This is a genomic window from Streptomyces sp. NPDC000345, assembly GCF_042898825.1.
Taxonomy (GTDB): domain Bacteria; phylum Actinomycetota; class Actinomycetes; order Streptomycetales; family Streptomycetaceae; genus Streptomyces.
This window is the reverse complement of record NZ_JBIAZE010000029.1, coordinates 15,738-31,797: the sequence shown is the minus strand read 5'-3', so window position 1 is coordinate 31,797 and position 16,060 is coordinate 15,738. Positions and strand designations below refer to the sequence as shown.

Genomic DNA, 16,060 nt, shown 5'->3' with positions numbered 1-16,060 from the left:
GAACACCTCGAACGCGGCCCAGTCTGGGGGCGCCCGGGCGGTCCACGGCCGCTTGACCTCCGACTCTGAAAAATCCCCTAGTTGCCCACGGCACCGGCCGGGCGGCGGGCGGCACCGGCAAATCCCTAGAGTTGCGCGGCTTTCCTGGCCCTCGTTCCGCCCGGCGTGCTGCGCTGAGGCCGCTTACGGCCCGCCTCCGTGCGGCCCGCCCTACGAGAGGGGTTCCCGATGACTGCCGTGCCCGCTCCTGTCGGCCCTGAGGTGGCCGCGCCGCCCGAGGTGGGTCTCGACGGTGGTGCGACCCTGCTGGCCTGGCTGCGGCGGATGCGCGACGAGCAGCCGGTGTGGTGCGATCCGGCGGGCCGCTACCACGTCTTCCGTCACGAGGACGTCCAGCGGATCAGCTCCGACCCGGCGGCCTTCTCCTCGGACACGGTGACCCGGCTGTCGGGCGGTGAGCGGCAACCGCCGGGCGGCACGCTGCTGTTGCTGGACCCGCCCCGGCACGGCAAGCTGCGGCGGCTGGTGAGCAAGGTCTTCACCGCGAAGATGATCAACGAGCTGGCCCCGCGGATCACCGAGGTGGCCACCGAGCTGCTCGACGGTCTCGACGGCGGCGACCGCTTCGACGTGATCGAGGCGTTCGCCAACCCGCTGCCGGTCATCGTGATCTCCTCCCTGCTCGGTGTGCCGCCCTCGGACCGCCCGCTGTTCCAGGTGTGGGCCGACAACCTGCTGACCGTGGACTGGGAGACGCCCGAGGGCGCCGAGGTCATGGGCCGGACCGTGCAGGAACTGGACGCCTATCTGCGCCGGCATGTCGCCGAGCGGCGGGCGCGCGAGTACGACGACCTGATGAGCCTGCTGGTACGGGCCGAGGTCGACGGGGAGAGCCTCGACGACGACGACGTGGTGAGCTTCGCCGCGCTGCTGCTGCTCGCCGGTCATGTCACCACCGCCGTACTGCTCGGCAACATGCTGCTGACGCTCGACCGGGAGGAGGGCGTGCAGGCCGGGCTGCGCGCCGACCGCGCGGGGATCACGCCGTTCACCGAAGAGGTGCTGCGCTGCCGGCCGCCGTTCCTGAAGATCGAACGGGTGCCGACGGCTGCCGTGGAGATCGCCGGGGAGAAGGTCCCGGAGAACGCGATGGTGTACCTCTGGCTGCTGTCGGCCAACCGCGACGAGCGGGTCTTCCCGGAGCCGGACCGCTTCCTGCCGGGCCGCTCCAACGCCAGGCAGCTCGCCTTCGGGCACGGCATCCACTACTGCCTGGGCGCCCCGCTGGCCCGTATGGAGGGGCAGATCGCGCTCGACCTGATGCTCGACCGCTACGCGGGCATCCGGGTCGACCGCGACGCGCCGCTGTCCTACTTCGACAACCGGGTCAACGTCTTCGGCCTTCGGCGGCTGCCCCTCACGGTCCGCCGGGCCTGAGCGGCACACCCCGGCGGACGCACACCACCAGACGGAGGACTCATGGCCTACGAGCCGAAACCACCTGTGATACCGACCGACCGCATCTGCCCCTTCGACCCCGATCCGGAGTACCGCCGGCTGCGCGCGGAGGAACCGATCAGCCCGGTCACCTTCGACATCGCGCCGGGCCGCGACGACGGCTGGCTGGTGACCCGGCACGACCATGTGCGGGCCATCATGACCGACCCCCGGTTCAGTCACCGCGCGGAGCTGCTGGCGCTCGTGGCGTCCCCGCCGTTCGAGGTGGAGAAGTACGAGCCGCAGCCGTCGGGACCGGGCTCCTTCGTCCGGATGGACGCCCCTGACCACACGCGCTACCGGCGGTTGCTGACGGGCTTCTTCACGGTCCGCAGGATCCAGGAGTACGAGCCGACGCTGGCCGGGATCATCGACGACGTGCTCGACGAGATGGCCGGTCTCCAGCCGCCGGTGGATCTGCTGCCGGCGTTCGTGCAGAAGGTCGTGTACCGGTCGGTGCACTCGGTGATGGGTGTGCCGGAGGAGGACATCGCCGAGCTCGACAAGCACTTCTCGGCGATCATGCGGATCGACTACACGCTCGAGGAGTTCGTCGAACACAACACGGCGCTGGACCAGACCCTGGCCCGTGTGGTCAAGGACCTGTTCGCCGAGCCGAACGACAAGCTGCTCGGCAAGCTGGTCAAGACGGGTGAGCTGACCGAGGAGGAACTGGCGAACATCGCCTGGATCACCATCGGCGGCGCGCTGGACACCACGCCGAACATGCTGGGTCTCGGCACGTTCGCGCTGCTGGAGCATCCCGAGCAGCTGGAGAAGGTCCGCAGGCGGCCGGAGCTGATGGAGCGGGCGGTGGAGGAGCTGCTGCGCTATCTGACGATCTCCCACATGGGCGCGAGCCGGGTGGCGCTGGAGGACGTGGAGATCGGCGGACGGACCATCGAGGCCGGGCAGACCGTGGTGCTGTCCCTGCCGGCCGCCAACCGGGATCCGGAGCAGTTCGAGAACCCGGAGGTCTTCGACGTCACCCGGCCGTCGCGGCGCCACCTGGCCTTCGGCTTCGGCATCCACCAGTGCCTGGGGCAGCATCTGGCCCGGGCGACCCTGCGCATCGGCTTCCAGAAGCTCTTCGACCGCTTCCCGGACCTGCGGCTGGCGGCCGATCCGCAGGAGATCCCGCTGCGGGACAAGGCGATGCACTACGGCGTGTACGCGCTGCCCGTCACCTGGGGGTGAGGGCACCCCCGTGGCCGGCACCGCGGGCCGTCCCGGACAGGGGCGGCCCGCGGTGCCGGCTCCGGCGCGCGCCGCCGGAGCTACCGCGTCGCCGAGTAGGCGCTCAGGTGGGACATGCGGGGCCACGTCGTGCGCCAGGGCCGGCGCAGTCCCTCGCAGACCCAGATGGGGGTGCCCCAGTTGAGGTTGTGCACCCGGTCCGCGTTGGTGACCGTGCCGCGCCGGCGCACGCTGGTGAAGAACCGCCGCAGGAAACGGGCGTCCGCGCCGACGAAGACCACGGTCGCGGTGTCGTCGGCCGGGCGGCGCAGGTACCAGTAGCCGCGGTGGCCGCTGTACGGCCGCGGCAGACCGAGCCCGGGGCCGAACCGGTCGAGGGCGCCCGCCTGGTCGTACCGGTCGGTGATCAGCAGGGCCCGGCGGCGCCGGTCGGCGGGCAGCCGGCGGTGGACACGGGCCACCGAGGCGGCCAGGTCGGGCCAGCCGACGGTCTCCATCGCCAGCCGGTCGGCGGAGGACCGGGAGAGCCGCTGGACCGGGTAGAGCGGCAGCACCTGCACCGCCAGGACCGCCGACACCAGGTAGACCACGGCCGTCGACCACACGCGCGGGCGGGTGGCGCGCAGACCCTGCACAGCCGTGGCGCCGGCCGCCCACAGGACGGCGAACAGCCCGGCGACGTAGTACGGCCGTCCGTGGACGACGAGGTAACAGGCGCACAGTCCGGCGAAGGTCAGGGCGAGGAACCGGTAGGGGCGGGCCCGGCGCGCGACCAGCAGCCATCCCAGCCCGCAGCACAGGAGGACCGCGCCGGCCAGTCCGGCGGCCGAGAGGACCGTGGGCAGGAACATCGCCCGGCCGCCCTCCTCGCCGGCGACCTCCTGGGCGATGACCTCGGTCATGGCCAGTTGCGGCCAGCCGGCGCGGGCCTGCCACAGCAGTCCCGGTACGGCGGTGAGCAGGGCTCCGGCCGCCGAGGCCCACAGCAGCGGGCGGCGCAGCAGGTCCCGGGGCCCCGCGAGGAGCAGGGCCGCGAACAGTACGGCCCACAGGCCGACGCTGAGGAACTTGACCTGGAGGGAGACGGCGGCGGTCAGGCCGAGCAGGGGCAGCAGCCGGTCGCGCCGGGTGCGGATCCAGCGCACCAGCAGCCAGACGCCGGCCGTGGTCAGGAAGATGTCCAGGGTGGCGGTGATGAGCAGATGGCCCATCTGCAGCATGACCGGCGAGACGGCGTACGCACCGGCGGTGGCGAGCTGGGCCGCGCGCCGGCCGCCCAGTTCCCGGGCCGTCAGGGCGGCGGTCAGCACGCCGAGCGCGGTGAGGGCCGCGGCCGGTGCGCGCAGCACCGGCAGCGAGCCGGGGGACACGGTGTCGAGGGCGTGGGTCAGCAGCGGCAGCAACGGCGGCTGGTCTGCGTATCCCCAGGCGGGGCTGCGGCCGGCGGCGAGGAAGTACAGCTCGTCGCTGAAGTAGCCGAAGCGGTCCGCGGTGCGCAACAGCAGGGCCGCGGTGACGCAGGCGAGGGCGCACACCGGCAGCAGGGCCAGGGGCGGGAGCGGGGTGGCCGCCGGCGGTGCGGCGGGGACGCGGGTACGGGGGGTGGCGCCGGGAGGCCGGTACCCGCCGTCGCGGTGGGTCGCCTCGTCCCGGGCTGTGGGGGGCATCGTCGCTTCCTCGATCCTGTGGGGTTCGCGGTGGAAGGCACGTGGAGCTCTGCGCGTCGAACCTACGGTCGGCGGCCGGCACCGGAACGGCGTGTTCCCCTCAACGGGCCCGGGAGTAGGGGCGATTCCCTAGTCTTCGGCGCCCCTGGTGGCCCCGGCCGTGGCGGCTGTGCTGGTGTGGAGGTTCCGAACCGCCCTTGGGCCCACCCGCTCGCGCCGCGGTTCGGCCCTGCCCGGCCGACCTGCGGTGGACGCGTTCACCGCGCCCTGTCACTCCCCCGGCCCGGCCCCGATCCCTCAACCGATCACGGAGAGACGACAGTCGAGTGATGGACCTTCAGTTCATGTGCGGCGGGGCCGGCTCACGGCCCCGCACGGTCAGGGCGTACGCGTCATGACGGCGGCGATCGTCGCGGACGGCGTCCGCAAGCGGTACGGGGACATCCAGGCCGTCGACGGAGTCTCGCTGCACATCGAGGCGGGCGAGTTCTACGGCATCCTGGGTCCCAACGGCGCGGGGAAGACGACCACTCTGGAGATTCTGGAGGGCGTCCGCGAGCCCGACGAGGGCCGGATCGAGCTGTTCGGCGAGAGCCCCTGGCCGCGCAATCCCAGGCTGCTGAGACGGATCGGCGTGCAGTTCCAGGCGTCGTCGTTCTTCGACAAGCTCACCACGCGCGAGACCATCTGCCTGTTCGCGTCCTTCTACCGGGTCGGTGTCCGGCAGGCCGACGCGATGCTGGAGCGGGTCGGCCTCACCGAGTTCGGCGCCGTGCCGGCCGACAAGCTCTCCGGCGGCCAGGCGCAGCGGCTGTCGATCGCCTGCGGTCTGGTGCACGACCCGGAGATCGTCTTCCTGGACGAACCCACCGCCGGTCTGGACCCGCAGGCCCGCCGCAATCTGTGGGACCTGCTGCGGGACGTCAACGAGGAGGGCCGCACCCTGGTCCTCACCACGCACTACCTGGACGAGGCCGAGATGCTCTGCGACCGGGTGTCGGTGATGGAGAAGGGCAGGGTGCTCAAGACGGGCGCGCCGGCGGCCCTGATCCGCGAGCTGGACGACATGGTGCGGGTGAGTGTGGAGTCCGGGCTGGTCAAGGCGGACACGCTGCGCGGCCGGTTGGTGGCGGCCGGGGTGGACAACGCGGTGGTGGAGGACGACGGGATCACGCTGTCGATCGCCACCCACTCCCCCGGGCCGGTGCTGTCGATCCTGGCCGACCACCGGGCGCTGCGCAGCCTCCAGGTGCGCGGCGCCACTCTGGAGGACGTCTTCCTCCAGCTGACCGGACGGGAGTACCGCGCGTGAGCATCGACGAGACGTCCTCCCGCTCCTCCGGAGCGGCCGCGAAGGCCCCGGCGGAGCAGGAGAAGGCGGCGGCCAAGGCCGGTCCGGGCCGCAAGGGCCCGGTCAGGGACAGACGGCTGAACCCGATCCGCGAGCTGGCCCGGGCGATGATCCTGAGCGTCCTGCGGGACAAGGGCACGATCTTCTTCCTGATGATCTTCCCCATCCTGTTCCTGATGCTGTTCGGCTCGTTGTTCAAGAGCGACGGGACCTCGCACATCAAGGTGGCCCAGGTCGGCGAGGTGCAGGTGCTGGACTCGCTCACCGGTGCCCAGCGGGACCAGCTGTCCAAGGCCGCCACGATCACCAAGGTGAAGAGCGAGTCGGCGGCGCTGGAGAAGGTGCGCCAGGGGGACTACGACGCGCTGGTCGAGCAGGACGGTGACACCGTCGTGCTGCGCTACAGCCTGGCCGACTCGGTCAAGGGGGCTTCGGCCCGGGCGACCCTGAACGCGGTGCTGGAGCAGGCGAACCTGGCCGCGACCGGCATGGCCGCCAAGTACACGCTGAAGGCCAGTCAGGTCGAGGACGAATCGGTCAAGCCCATCCAGTACCTGACCCCTGGTCTGCTGGGCTTCGCCGTCGCCACCAGCGCGGTGTTCAGCACCGCACTGACGCTGGTGACGCTGCGCCGCAAGAAGATCCTCCAGCGGATGCAGCTGTCGCCGATCCGCCCCTGGGAGGTGGTGGCCGCCCGGATCTCCATGACCATGCTCATGGCACTCACGCAGACGGCCCTGTTCCTGGCGGTGGCGACCCTGCCGTACTTCGGTCTCCAGCTGACCGGCAACTGGTGGCTGGTGGTGCCGTTGGTGGTGTGCGGGACGCTGGCCCTGATGTCGCTGGGCCTGCTCATCGGCTCGCTCACCAGGACCGAGGAGTCCGCGGGCGGTCTCGCCCAGCTGCTGGTGCTGCCGATGTCACTGCTGTCCGGATCGTTCTTCTCGCTGGACAGCGCCCCGGAGTGGGTGAGGGCGGTGTCGTACGTGATGCCGCTGCACTACCTCGTGGAAGGCGGCGAGTCGGTGCTCAGCCGGGGCGGCGGGGTGCTGGACGTGCTGCCCACGATGGGCGGCATGCTCGCCTTCGCCGCCGTGGTGACCGGGGTGACGCTGCGGTTCTTCAAATGGAACGAAGGGTGAGCCGGCGCTGACGGACGACGTCCGGGGCCCTCTGCCGCGTGGGTGCGGCGGAGGGCCCCGGACGTCTTCCCCGCCACAGCCTGACGTCCGGGGTCCGGGTGTCACGCGCGGTCGCCGCCCTGCCAGCCGTCGTGGTGCAGGACTTCTTCGAGCGGCCGCCGCGGCCCGGGCCGGAAGGTGGTGCGCAGCGGATACGCCGTCGGCAGCAGGGCGCCCTGGCGGACGGTGGGCGGCAGACCCAGCAGGTCGGCGACCTCCCGCTCGCGGTCCAGATGGACGGCCGTCCAGGCGGTGACCAGGCCCCGGCTGCGGGCGGCCAGCGCGTAGTTCCAGGCGGCGGGCAGCAGCGACCCCCAGAACCCGGCCTGGTTGCCCTCCGGCAGCCGGCCGTCGGCCGGTTCGAGGCAGGGGATGACCAGGACCGGCACCCGGTGCAGCCGCTCGGCCAGCAGCCGGGCGCCGCCGAGCACGGAGCGGGTCCCCTCGGGCTGCTCGTCCAGCCGGCGCAGGGCGGCGCCGTTGCGGTCGTCGAAGGCGGCCCGGTAGACCTCGGCGACACCGGCGCGGATCCGCGGATCGGTGAGCATCAGCCAGTGCCATCTCTGGCGGTTGTTGCCGTTGGGGGCCTGCAGGGCGATGCGCAGGCAGTCCTTGACCAGTTCCGGGTCCACCGGGCGCTCCAGGTCCAGGCCGCGCCGCACGCAGCGGGTCGTGGTCAGCAGTTCCTCGCCCGACAGGGGAGGCGGAGCGGTCACGGCAGCACCACCGCCCGGACGGCCAGGGCGAGGTACGTCGTCACGACGAAGGCCATCGCGGTGGGCAGGGGCCAGCCGCCGCGTCGCGCGGTCAGGAACCGCCGGGTGCCCCAGGCCGGCAGGACCGCCGTCAGACAGGGCAGCAGCCCGAGCGCGCCGTCCGGCACGAACAGGACGACCTGGCAGGCGACCGCCCCGGCCGCGAGGCCGGCGGTGACCACCGCGCTGCCCCGGGGGCCGAGGCCGGCCGAGTACAGGCGTGCGCCGGGCTCCGCCTCCCAGGCGGTCTTGCGGGCGAACTCGAAGTGCAGGAACACACAGGCGCACAGGGCGAGCAGCAGCGCTCCGCGCCGGTCGGCGGTGACGGTCCCGGCGGCGGCCAGGGACCCGTACACATAGACGCCGAGCAGGACCTGCACCGGGTAGGTGACCGCGAGGTTGAGCAGCTGCCGGTCGCGTACCGCCGCCGAGAGGCGTTCCAGGGCGGCGAGGAACAGGCCGTAGCCGAGGGCGGCCAGGATCAGCAGGACGGCCGTGGCGGACAGCGCGGCGTTCAGGCCCGCCGCCACCGCGGTGAGGGCGGCCATCGCGCCGCGCAGCTCGGCGACGGTGATCGCACCGGTGACCAGCGGCCGGTCCGGGTGGTGGACACGGTCGTACGCGAAGTCCTTCCGCTCGTCCAGCATCCGCAGGAACAGCAGGGCGAGGACGACGCTGACGACCCGCACCCAGGTGGCGCCGGCGGGCCTCCAGGCCGTGCCGGTCAGGGACACGGCGGAGCCCTCCAGGGCGAGGACCCACAGCAGGCCGTAGGTGGCGTAGACGTGGGGCCGGAACCTGCGCAGCACGAACCGGCCCAGCCGGGCGGGGACGCGGGACACGGCGACGGTGCTCACGGCGGGGGGTTCCCCGTCCCGGGTACGGGGTCCGGTGTCTTCGGTGGTGGCGGGCGGCTCAGACACGGGCGTGTGCCGCCATGCTCGCGAGGGCGCCCGCCGGGCCGGCCGGGTCGCGGTCGGCGAACCCGACGCGGGCCTCGGCGACCAGCGCCCCGGGCTGGTGCAGGGTGCACTCGATGTCGGCTCCCGGCACCACCGGAGCGGTCCGGCACTCCAGCGGCAGGTCCATCTCGGCCAAGCGGCGGAAGCGGGCCCGCAGGCGGACGGGCAGCGCCGTGGGCGCGCGCACCGCGCCGTCGACCACGGCGGCGGTCAGGGCCAGTTGCCGGAAGGCCTCGAGTTCCAGCATGCCGGGGACGTGGTCGACCCAGTGGTCGTAGAGCGTCGGGTGCGTGGTCGCGGCCACCAGGCGGGCCGTGCGGACGCCGTCGTGGGCGGTGTGCGGGGGCGTGATCACCGCGTTGGCCCGGTGGCGCCGGCCGACCCGGCCCGGGTCGAGGGGGCGTCCGGGCAGCGCGACGGGGGGATCGGACAGGCCGAGCGCGCACCGCTGCCCGGCCCGCAGGCGGGTCCACGCCTGCGATGGCATCCACACGTAGTCGATGCGGGCCAGCAGGGCCTGACGGGTGCCGATGGCCGCGGTGAACCGCAGCCGCAGCCCGGTCACCCCGGTCCGGTCGCGGGTCCGGTGCTCGACACGGACGCCGATGACCGCTTCCGCGGGGGTGTCGCCGCGGACCAGGGCGGCGGGCTCGGGCACCTCGTACTCGACCGCCCGCAACAGGAACTTGTGGCCGAGGGGTACGTCGAGGTAGCGGTGGGCCACCACGAAGATGCCCTGGCGGCAGGCCTCCAGCAACAGCAGGGGGTCGTGATGGGTGCGGGGGCCGAGGACGTCGTCGTAGAAGGGGTGCAGGCGGGGAAGCTGTGCGGCCAGCCGCATCTCGTCCTCGCCGTGGCGCTCCGCGTCGGTCAGGAAGACCTCGGCGATCGCTGCCCGGTGCACCAGCTCCTTCGGGAGTGTCCGGGCGAACTGCATGGCGGCTCCTCGTTCAGTTCAGGGCGCCGCGGAGGGCGTCCAGGTGGCGGCGCCACTGGTCGACGCCGGCCCCGTCCAGCACCGGTGCGCGACCGGGCTGCCGCATGGGGAGCACCTTGGATCCGACGATGACCGTGTCCCACGGATCGATGTCGAGGCCGTGCTCCCAGGCGTGTTCCAGGAGGTGACGCGGGGTGGCGTCGGGGCCGAGGCCGGGCCGGCCGGAGAGTGCGGCGCGCAGGCGTTCGACGGCGGGCTCGAAGTCGAGGTCGCGGGGCTTGGTGTGGGCGTACAGCTCGTCGGCCAGGTCCAGGGCGTGCGCGCTGCGGTCCTCGCCCGCCAGCGCGGAGCGGAAGAGGCGGTCACGTCCGGCGTGGCCGAAGTGCACGGCCAGCTCGCGCAGCACGTCGGCGGGTTCGTCGGGGGTGTGCACGAGGTTGAGCAGGTAGCTGTAGCGGCCGAGCAGATGGCGGAGCTGGCCGGGCACCCGGGCTTCGGGGTCGGTCGGGCCCTTCAGCGCGGTGAGGCGGACCGAGGCCGGGATGTCGCTGTCGCGCCCGGGGCGGACGAGCAGGACGAGGGCGTCCGCGTCCTCCAGGAAGAGCGCGGCGAGCCGCCTGCGGTAGGGGGTGGCGAGGTTCCACTGGAAGTACCACAGGGAGCGGATCATGGTCCGGGTCAGCCGGGTGGTCGCCGCGCCGACGATCCGGAAGTCCTGCTCGGTCAGCCACTCCACGGCCGCGTCCAGCGTCCGCGCCACCACGGCGTCGGGTTTCAGCAGCAGCGCGGCGTGGCGATGGGCGAAGCCGGTGGCGTCGTCGGTGAGGGCGGCGAGCTGTTCGTAGCTCTCCTGGTAGTAGGTGTCCGCGCCGTAGAGCCGCTGTTTCCCGGGGTGGCACGTGAGCAGGGGCGAGACGGGGATGCCGTACGCCGGCTCGGGGTGGTCGGAGTGGGTCATCGCGGGGTGGTGCTCCCTTCCGTCGGGGCGGCGGTCGGTTCCCGGGGCGGCGGCGCGCCGAGGTAGCCGACCTTCAGGCAGTGGTCGAGGAGGCGGCGCAGGTAGGGGCGTCCGCCCGCGTACGCCGGACGGCCGCTGAAGGCGGCGGCCCGGCTGTCGTCGAAGCGGATCCGGCGCCGGAAGTAGGTGTCGTAGAGGGAGATGACACGGTCGTAGTAGGGGCGTTCGCGGTCGGACAGGGCCGACGGGGAGAACGCGGCCGGCGGGACGAACCTCGCCACCCGGAAGGACGGGTACTCGGCGAGGACGTCGGAGAAGTCCCGCAGGGTCAGCGTCTGGCCGACCGCGTGCAGGGTGAGGCCCTCGGCGTCCTCGAAGCGGGTGGTGGCCTCCGTCACCAGGTCGGCGACGTGGTCGACCGGCACGAGGTCCAGGGCGGCGTCGTAGTGCCCCGGTACGGTGCGCACCAGGCCCCTGGTGATGATCTTGAGCACGGGGTAGACGGTCTTGAAGTCGCGGGAGCGGCCGGTGCGGGCGGCGCCGGTGACGATGCTGGGGCGCACCACCGCCACCGGCAGGCCCTCCGCGGCGGCCTTGCGGACCAGGGTCTCCGCGGCCAGCTTGCTCTTCTCGTAGCCGTTGCCGGGCTGCTGGCCGACGTCGAGCTCGTCCTCCAGGGCCACGCCGTCGCGCTCCCCGCACACATAGGCCGTGCTGACGTGCACCAGCGGGGTGCGGTGGGCCAGGGCGAGGTCCAGGACGTGCCGGGTGCCGACGACGTTGATGCTCTCGTACCGCTCCTCGGGAAGTCCGAAGTCGGTGACGGCGGCGCAGTGCACGATCCGGTCGGCGGTGGCGACGAGCCGCCGGTCGTCCCCGGTGAGCCCGAGGCCGGGGCGGGTGACGTCGCCGGTGATCCGGGTGAGGGTGCCCGGGCCGGGGGCGAGTTTCCTGCCGTTGTTGCGGACGATGTCGCCGTTGCTGTGCAGCAGGGTGAGCACGGTGTGGCCCGCGCCGGTGAGCCGGGCGGTCACCTCCGCGCCCACGAAGCCGCTGGCGCCGGTCACCAGCACCGTCATCGTGTCGGCCATCGATCGATCCTCCAGAAGGGGTGGGACGGCGGCGTGGCTCAGGCAGCCTGGTGGGGCTGGGCCCCGTTGCTGGCGAGCAGGTCGCGGGCTTCCTCGAGGGGCAGTTCCGCGTCGAGGTAGGCGCCGATGCGCAGCCAGTCGTAGCCGAGCTCCAGGGTGGCCCGCCAGGTGTCCGCCGAGTCGAAGGAGAGGGGGAAGGCATCGGCGCCCGCCGTGCCCCGCACCAGGGCGACGTAGTCGCGCAGTTCGGCGAGGACCTCGCCACCAGCCTCCGCCGAGTCGATGGTGCGGCGCAGCAGTTCCTCGGCGCGGGCGCGGAACTGCCGGGCGGCGGGCGGCAGCAGGTCGATACGGCGGACCAGGTCGGAGTCGGCGGGCAGCGGGTTGACGCCGTACGCGCTGAACAGGCCGCGCAGCGCGGCGTGCACGGCGCGGCGGGCGGTGAGTTCGGCGACCCGCCACTGTCCGCGCTGGAGGGCCCCGGTCAGGTCCTCGATGGCGTTCTCGACGACGACGTTGGACCACACCAGGGCCATGGTGGCGGCGGCGAACCGTTCGGCGGGCAGCGGCACCAGGTCGATGGCGTCGGGGCCGCTGACGGCCGCGCCGCGCACCGAGAGCAGCGGCTGCGCGGTGGACGGCGGCGGGGTGACGGGGCCGGGGGGCGCGGCGAGCGGCAGCGTCGGGGTGACGGTGCCGCCGCCCTTCCAGGCCAGCCGGACCAGCCCGTAGCGCACGAACGCGGCCAGCAGCGGGCCGGGGCGGGTGACGCCGGTGTCCGAGGCCGCGGCCAGGACCTGGGGCAGCGGCCGGCCCGGGACGAGGGAGCGCCAGACCGCTCCGGCGCGCTCGCCGAGGGCGAACACCTCGCGCCGGCCGCGGACGACGTGCACGCGCTCGTCGGTCTGCCAGGTGGTCACCCCGGCGACGCGTTCGACGGTGAGCCGCTCGGGGCGGCAGGGGACGCCGGTGAGGCCGAGTTCGCCGGCGAAGGCGAGGCAGGCGGTCAGGTGCGCCCGGGCCGCGTCGGCGTCGCCCGGTGCGGGGGCGGCCGTCTCCAGCTCCCAGTAGCGGTCGCGCACGTCGGGGCGGTCGGTCCGGTCGAGCTGCATGGACAGCCACTTGGGTTCGAGGTAGGTCTCGCCCTGTCCGGCCGCCCACGACTTGATCGTCTGGACGAGTCCGGCGCGGGTCCAGTCGACCGCCTCGTCGGTCTCGCCGAGGCACAGCAGCGCCATCGCGTGCCGCAGGGACTGCCGGGCCCGGTGCGCCCACCAGTCGGCGGCGATCCGGGCGAACCGCTCCGCCGGCAGCGTCGCCTTGACCTGGTCGACCAGGTCGTGGCCGCGCAGCGGGTGGCTGTTCAGCAGCCGCTGGCACCGGTTGAGCAGGTCCTCGGAGAGCCGGCCCGGTCGCCTGGCGCCCTCCTGCAGGGCGCGGAACTGGTCGGCGAGCTGACGGACCGACCGGGTGCGGATCTCCACCCGGCGGCCGTCGACGAAGAGCAGCGACGGCATGGTGGGCAGGTCGGCTTCGGACCGGGCGACCAGCAGGAAGTCGATGTCGGAGGAGGGGTTGCCGAAGCCCTCCGCGATGGAGCCTTCGAGCACCACCGCCCAGTCGGCGCCCGGAGGGAGTTCGGCGAGCGACTTGTCGAGCAGGTCCTGCAGCTGGCCCTCGGTGAGGATCACGGATGTGTCTCCGTCCTGGGGGTGTCCGGGGTCTCGGCGGCCGCGCCGCCGTCGGGCGGGTCGGCGAGTACGGTGACCGTGCCGGCGGCGCCGTCGACGCGCAGGAGGGTGCCGGTGCGGATCTCGGTGGTGGCGTTCCTGACCTGTACCACCGTCGGGATCCCCAGTTCCCTGGCCACGACGGCGACATGGGTCAGCGGGCTGCCGCGTTCGATGACCAGGGCGGCGGCCGAGGGCAGCGCGGCCACCCAGCCGGGGTCGGTGCGATAGGTGAGCAGGATGCCGCCGCCGATGTCACGGGGGGTGTCGGTGACCACCGCGGGCCCTTCGACGACTCCGGGGCAGCAGGGGGTGCCACGCAGTTCGCGGACGCCGCTGCGGGCGGCGGGTCCGCTGCTCCAGCCGGCCCGTTCCAGGTTGCCCGACCAGTACGGGGCGCCTCGGGTGGTGAAGCGGGCCGGCGCGTGGAGTTCGGCGTCCGCGGCGAGCTGTGTCCTTCGCAGGGCGGCCAGTTCCTTCAGTCCGGTGTGGTCGATCATGCCTTCGTAGGCGCCCCGGACCTCCTCCAGACGCAGCATGAACACGTCGTCCCAGGCGGTGAGGGCGCCGTTGCGGGCGAGGTCGCGGCCCAGGGCGCGCAGCATGCGTTTGGCGGCGCCGAAGGCGCGGGTGCGGCAGAACCTGAGCCGTTCCCGGTCGGTGAGCGCGGCCCGGGCCTTGCGCCGCACCCGCTCGTACACCCAGCGGCGGGGACCGCGCAGATGCCGGTCGAGGTATGCGTCGGCCTCGCCGCGGTGCTCGCCCGCGCCGCCGCCCCGGGTCTCGGGCAGGGCGTCGCGCAGCAGGGTGAACAGTCCGGCCGGGTTCTCGTACAGGTCGGGGACTTCCAGCTTGAGTTCGTCGGGACTGCGGTAGCCGTAGGAGGCGACGTAGGCGTCGACGGCGGCCACGATGCCGGTGTGGCCGGCCTCGGCCAGCGCCTGGTAGGCGTCGGCGTCGGGGGTGTGCTCCAGCAGGTGCCGCACCTCGTCGTCCGCGCGCACCTTCGTGGCAAGGTCGGCCAGCGCCCAGGCCGGTTCGGCGGATTCGACGTCGCCGCCGGGAGCGGCCGCGGCCCAGGTGAACCACTCGGGCGCGTCGGGCAGCCACCGGCGGGTGAGCAGGGCCAGCAGGCCGACGGAGAGCAGGATCGTGGCGTCCAGGGCCTGCATGGGGCCCCACTTCTCGATGAGTTCCCTCTGCAGCCGGCGGAAGCGGCGGTAGGTCTCGTCACCGGGCAGCGCGTCGTAGTCGACGTTGTTGAAGACCTCGTACGCCCGGTAGAAGTCCCGGTGGAAGATCTCCACCGACTTCCCGATGGTCACAAAGCGCCTGGCGAACACGGCCGTTCGGGCCAGCCGCGAGAGACGGCCGCGCAGTCCGGGCCGGGGGGTGAAGGGGTGCAGTGCGTCGGCGGTCTCGTCGGAGATGCTCTCCGCGACGCCCAGCGACTTCTCCAGCACCCGGCGGTTGAGCGGATACAGCGGTGCCAGGCGCACCATGCGGTACCAGTGGTACAGGTTGTAGTAGACCCGTCCGTGGACATAGCCGAGCAGGTGCGGGGTCCACTCCTGGACCTCGCGCAGCTGCTCGCCCCTGACGCCGAGCGCGCGGGCGTAGCTCTCGTACACCTTGGCGTAGGTGTCGGCGGCGAAGCTGTAGGTGAGCGGGGAGACGACGCCGCTGAAGCTTTCGATGATGTTGGAGTTGTCCCAGACCCGCAGCTCCCCCTCGGGTTCCGGCGCGGTCCCGGGATCTCGGCCGAGGGTGGTGACGGGGCGGCTCTGCAGGAGCCAGAGGGTGCCGTCGGCGATGGCCCATTCGATGTCCTGCGGGGCGCCGTAGTACTCGGTCGCGCGGACCCCGGCCGCGTGCAGCAGGGCCAGGTCGTCGGCGGTCAGGGACAGCGCCTCGCGGTCCTCGTCGGCGACCGGCGACACCCGGCACCCCGGTCCGGCGTCGGCGTCGTAGCGTTCCTGCTTGTCGCCGATCACCGTGCTCAGCGGTTCGCCGGTGGTGGCGTCGAGGACGACGGTGTCCGCGTCGACCGCCCCGGAGACCAGCCCCTCCCCCAGCCCGTGGACGGCACTGACCACATGGCGGTCGGTCCGGCCGGTCGTCGGATCGGCGGTGAACAGCACACCGCTGCGCTCGGCGGGCACCATGCGCTGGACGACGACGGCGACGCCCGCGGTGCCGGGCGGCAGTCCGCGCTGCGCCCGGTAGAGCAGGGACCGCTCGGAGAATCCGGAGGCCCAGCACCGGCGGACGTGGGCCATGACCTGGTCGAGGCCGCGGACGTTGAGGTAGCTGTCGAACTGGCCGGCGAAGGAGTGCTCGGTGCCGTCCTCCTCCTGTCCGGACGAGCGGACCGCGACCAGGCCGCCGCCGGCCTGCCGGTAGGCCAGGGCGACGGCCGAGGCGGTGCGCTCGTCGAGGGGTGTCGCCTCGATGAGGGCGGCGATCTCGGCGGCGACCCGCCCGGCCGTGCTGTCCCAGCCGTCGGCGAGCAGCCGGGCCAGCCGTTCGTCGAGTCCGCTGCTCCGGGAGAAGCCGGCGAAGACGTCGAGGCCGATCACCGACCAGTCCGGCACCTGGAAGCCGGCCGCGGTCAGGGCGTGCAGGTTTCTGCCCTTTCCACCGGCCCACCGGGCGATCAGGAACTCCTCGCTGGAGGGCGACAGAACGCCGACGGTCCGGCGTTCGGATTCCGTGGTGAGCGACAAGGTGATTC

At 73.1% G+C, this 16,060-nt stretch carries 12 protein-coding genes; 4 read left to right on the top strand and 8 right to left on the bottom strand.

Annotated elements, in window-relative coordinates; genetic code table 11:
- The first annotated feature begins 228 nt into the window (after window positions 1-228).
- Together ACFY30_RS39000 and ACFY30_RS38995 are read left to right on the top strand one after the other, a co-directional pair.
- Window positions 229-1,437 (top strand): cytochrome P450, encoded by a 1,209-nt coding sequence (locus tag ACFY30_RS39000; RefSeq protein ID WP_390849888.1) that lies wholly within the window; start codon window positions 229-231, stop codon window positions 1,435-1,437.
- A 42-nt stretch (window positions 1,438-1,479) separates the two neighbouring features.
- The gene (locus ACFY30_RS38995; RefSeq protein WP_390849886.1) at window positions 1,480-2,694 is read left to right on the top strand and encodes a cytochrome P450; all 1,215 of its coding nucleotides are present in this window, start codon (window positions 1,480-1,482) and stop codon (window positions 2,692-2,694) included.
- Window positions 2,695-2,774: 80 nt separating this feature from the next.
- Here ACFY30_RS38995 and ACFY30_RS38990 read toward each other — a convergent pair whose 3' ends face one another.
- A complete protein-coding gene (locus ACFY30_RS38990; protein ID WP_390849885.1) occupies window positions 2,775-4,361 on the bottom strand; it encodes an ArnT family glycosyltransferase in 1,587 nt (528 codons plus the stop codon).
- A 394-nt stretch (window positions 4,362-4,755) separates the two neighbouring features.
- Here ACFY30_RS38990 and ACFY30_RS38985 point away from each other — a divergent pair, with 394 nt between their 5' ends.
- A complete protein-coding gene (locus ACFY30_RS38985) occupies window positions 4,756-5,673 on the top strand; it encodes an ABC transporter ATP-binding protein (RefSeq protein ID WP_390849884.1) in 918 nt (305 codons plus the stop codon).
- Window positions 5,670-6,854, top strand: coding sequence for an ABC transporter permease (locus tag ACFY30_RS38980; RefSeq protein ID WP_390849883.1), 1,185 nt, complete (start codon window positions 5,670-5,672; stop codon window positions 6,852-6,854). The genes ACFY30_RS38985 and ACFY30_RS38980 overlap by 4 nt, the downstream gene beginning before the upstream one ends.
- Window positions 6,855-6,955: 101 nt before the next feature.
- Here ACFY30_RS38980 and ACFY30_RS38975 read toward each other — a convergent pair whose 3' ends face one another.
- The 7 genes from ACFY30_RS38975 to ACFY30_RS38945 are packed head-to-tail and all read right to left on the bottom strand — an operon-like array spanning window position 6,956 to window position 16,052.
- Window positions 6,956-7,609 carry a nitroreductase family protein gene (locus ACFY30_RS38975; RefSeq protein ID WP_390849882.1) on the bottom strand — a complete coding sequence of 218 codons (654 nt, stop codon included), beginning with the start codon at window positions 7,607-7,609 and terminating at the stop codon, window positions 6,956-6,958.
- A complete protein-coding gene (locus ACFY30_RS38970; RefSeq protein ID WP_390849881.1) occupies window positions 7,606-8,505 on the bottom strand; it encodes a hypothetical protein in 900 nt (299 codons plus the stop codon). The genes ACFY30_RS38975 and ACFY30_RS38970 overlap by 4 nt, the downstream gene beginning before the upstream one ends.
- Before the next feature lie 58 nt (window positions 8,506-8,563).
- Window positions 8,564-9,547 carry a ScbA/BarX family gamma-butyrolactone biosynthesis protein gene (locus ACFY30_RS38965; RefSeq protein ID WP_390849880.1) on the bottom strand — a complete coding sequence of 328 codons (984 nt, stop codon included), beginning with the start codon at window positions 9,545-9,547 and terminating at the stop codon, window positions 8,564-8,566.
- A gap of 13 nt (window positions 9,548-9,560) precedes the next feature.
- A complete protein-coding gene (locus ACFY30_RS38960; RefSeq protein ID WP_390849879.1) occupies window positions 9,561-10,505 on the bottom strand; it encodes a nucleoside-diphosphate kinase in 945 nt (314 codons plus the stop codon).
- Window positions 10,502-11,596 carry an SDR family oxidoreductase gene (locus ACFY30_RS38955; protein ID WP_390849877.1) on the bottom strand — a complete coding sequence of 365 codons (1,095 nt, stop codon included), beginning with the start codon at window positions 11,594-11,596 and terminating at the stop codon, window positions 10,502-10,504. The genes ACFY30_RS38960 and ACFY30_RS38955 overlap by 4 nt, the downstream gene beginning before the upstream one ends.
- Window positions 11,597-11,634: 38 nt before the next feature.
- Complete coding sequence (locus ACFY30_RS38950; protein ID WP_390849876.1) at window positions 11,635-13,287, bottom strand: hypothetical protein; 1,653 nt, start codon at window positions 13,285-13,287, stop codon at window positions 11,635-11,637.
- Window positions 13,284-16,052, bottom strand: a complete 2,769-nt coding sequence (locus ACFY30_RS38945; RefSeq protein ID WP_390849875.1) for a phosphoenolpyruvate synthase — start codon at window positions 16,050-16,052, stop codon at window positions 13,284-13,286. Before ACFY30_RS38945 ends, ACFY30_RS38950 begins: the two co-directional genes overlap by 4 nt.
- Window positions 16,053-16,060: the final 8 nt, after the last annotated feature.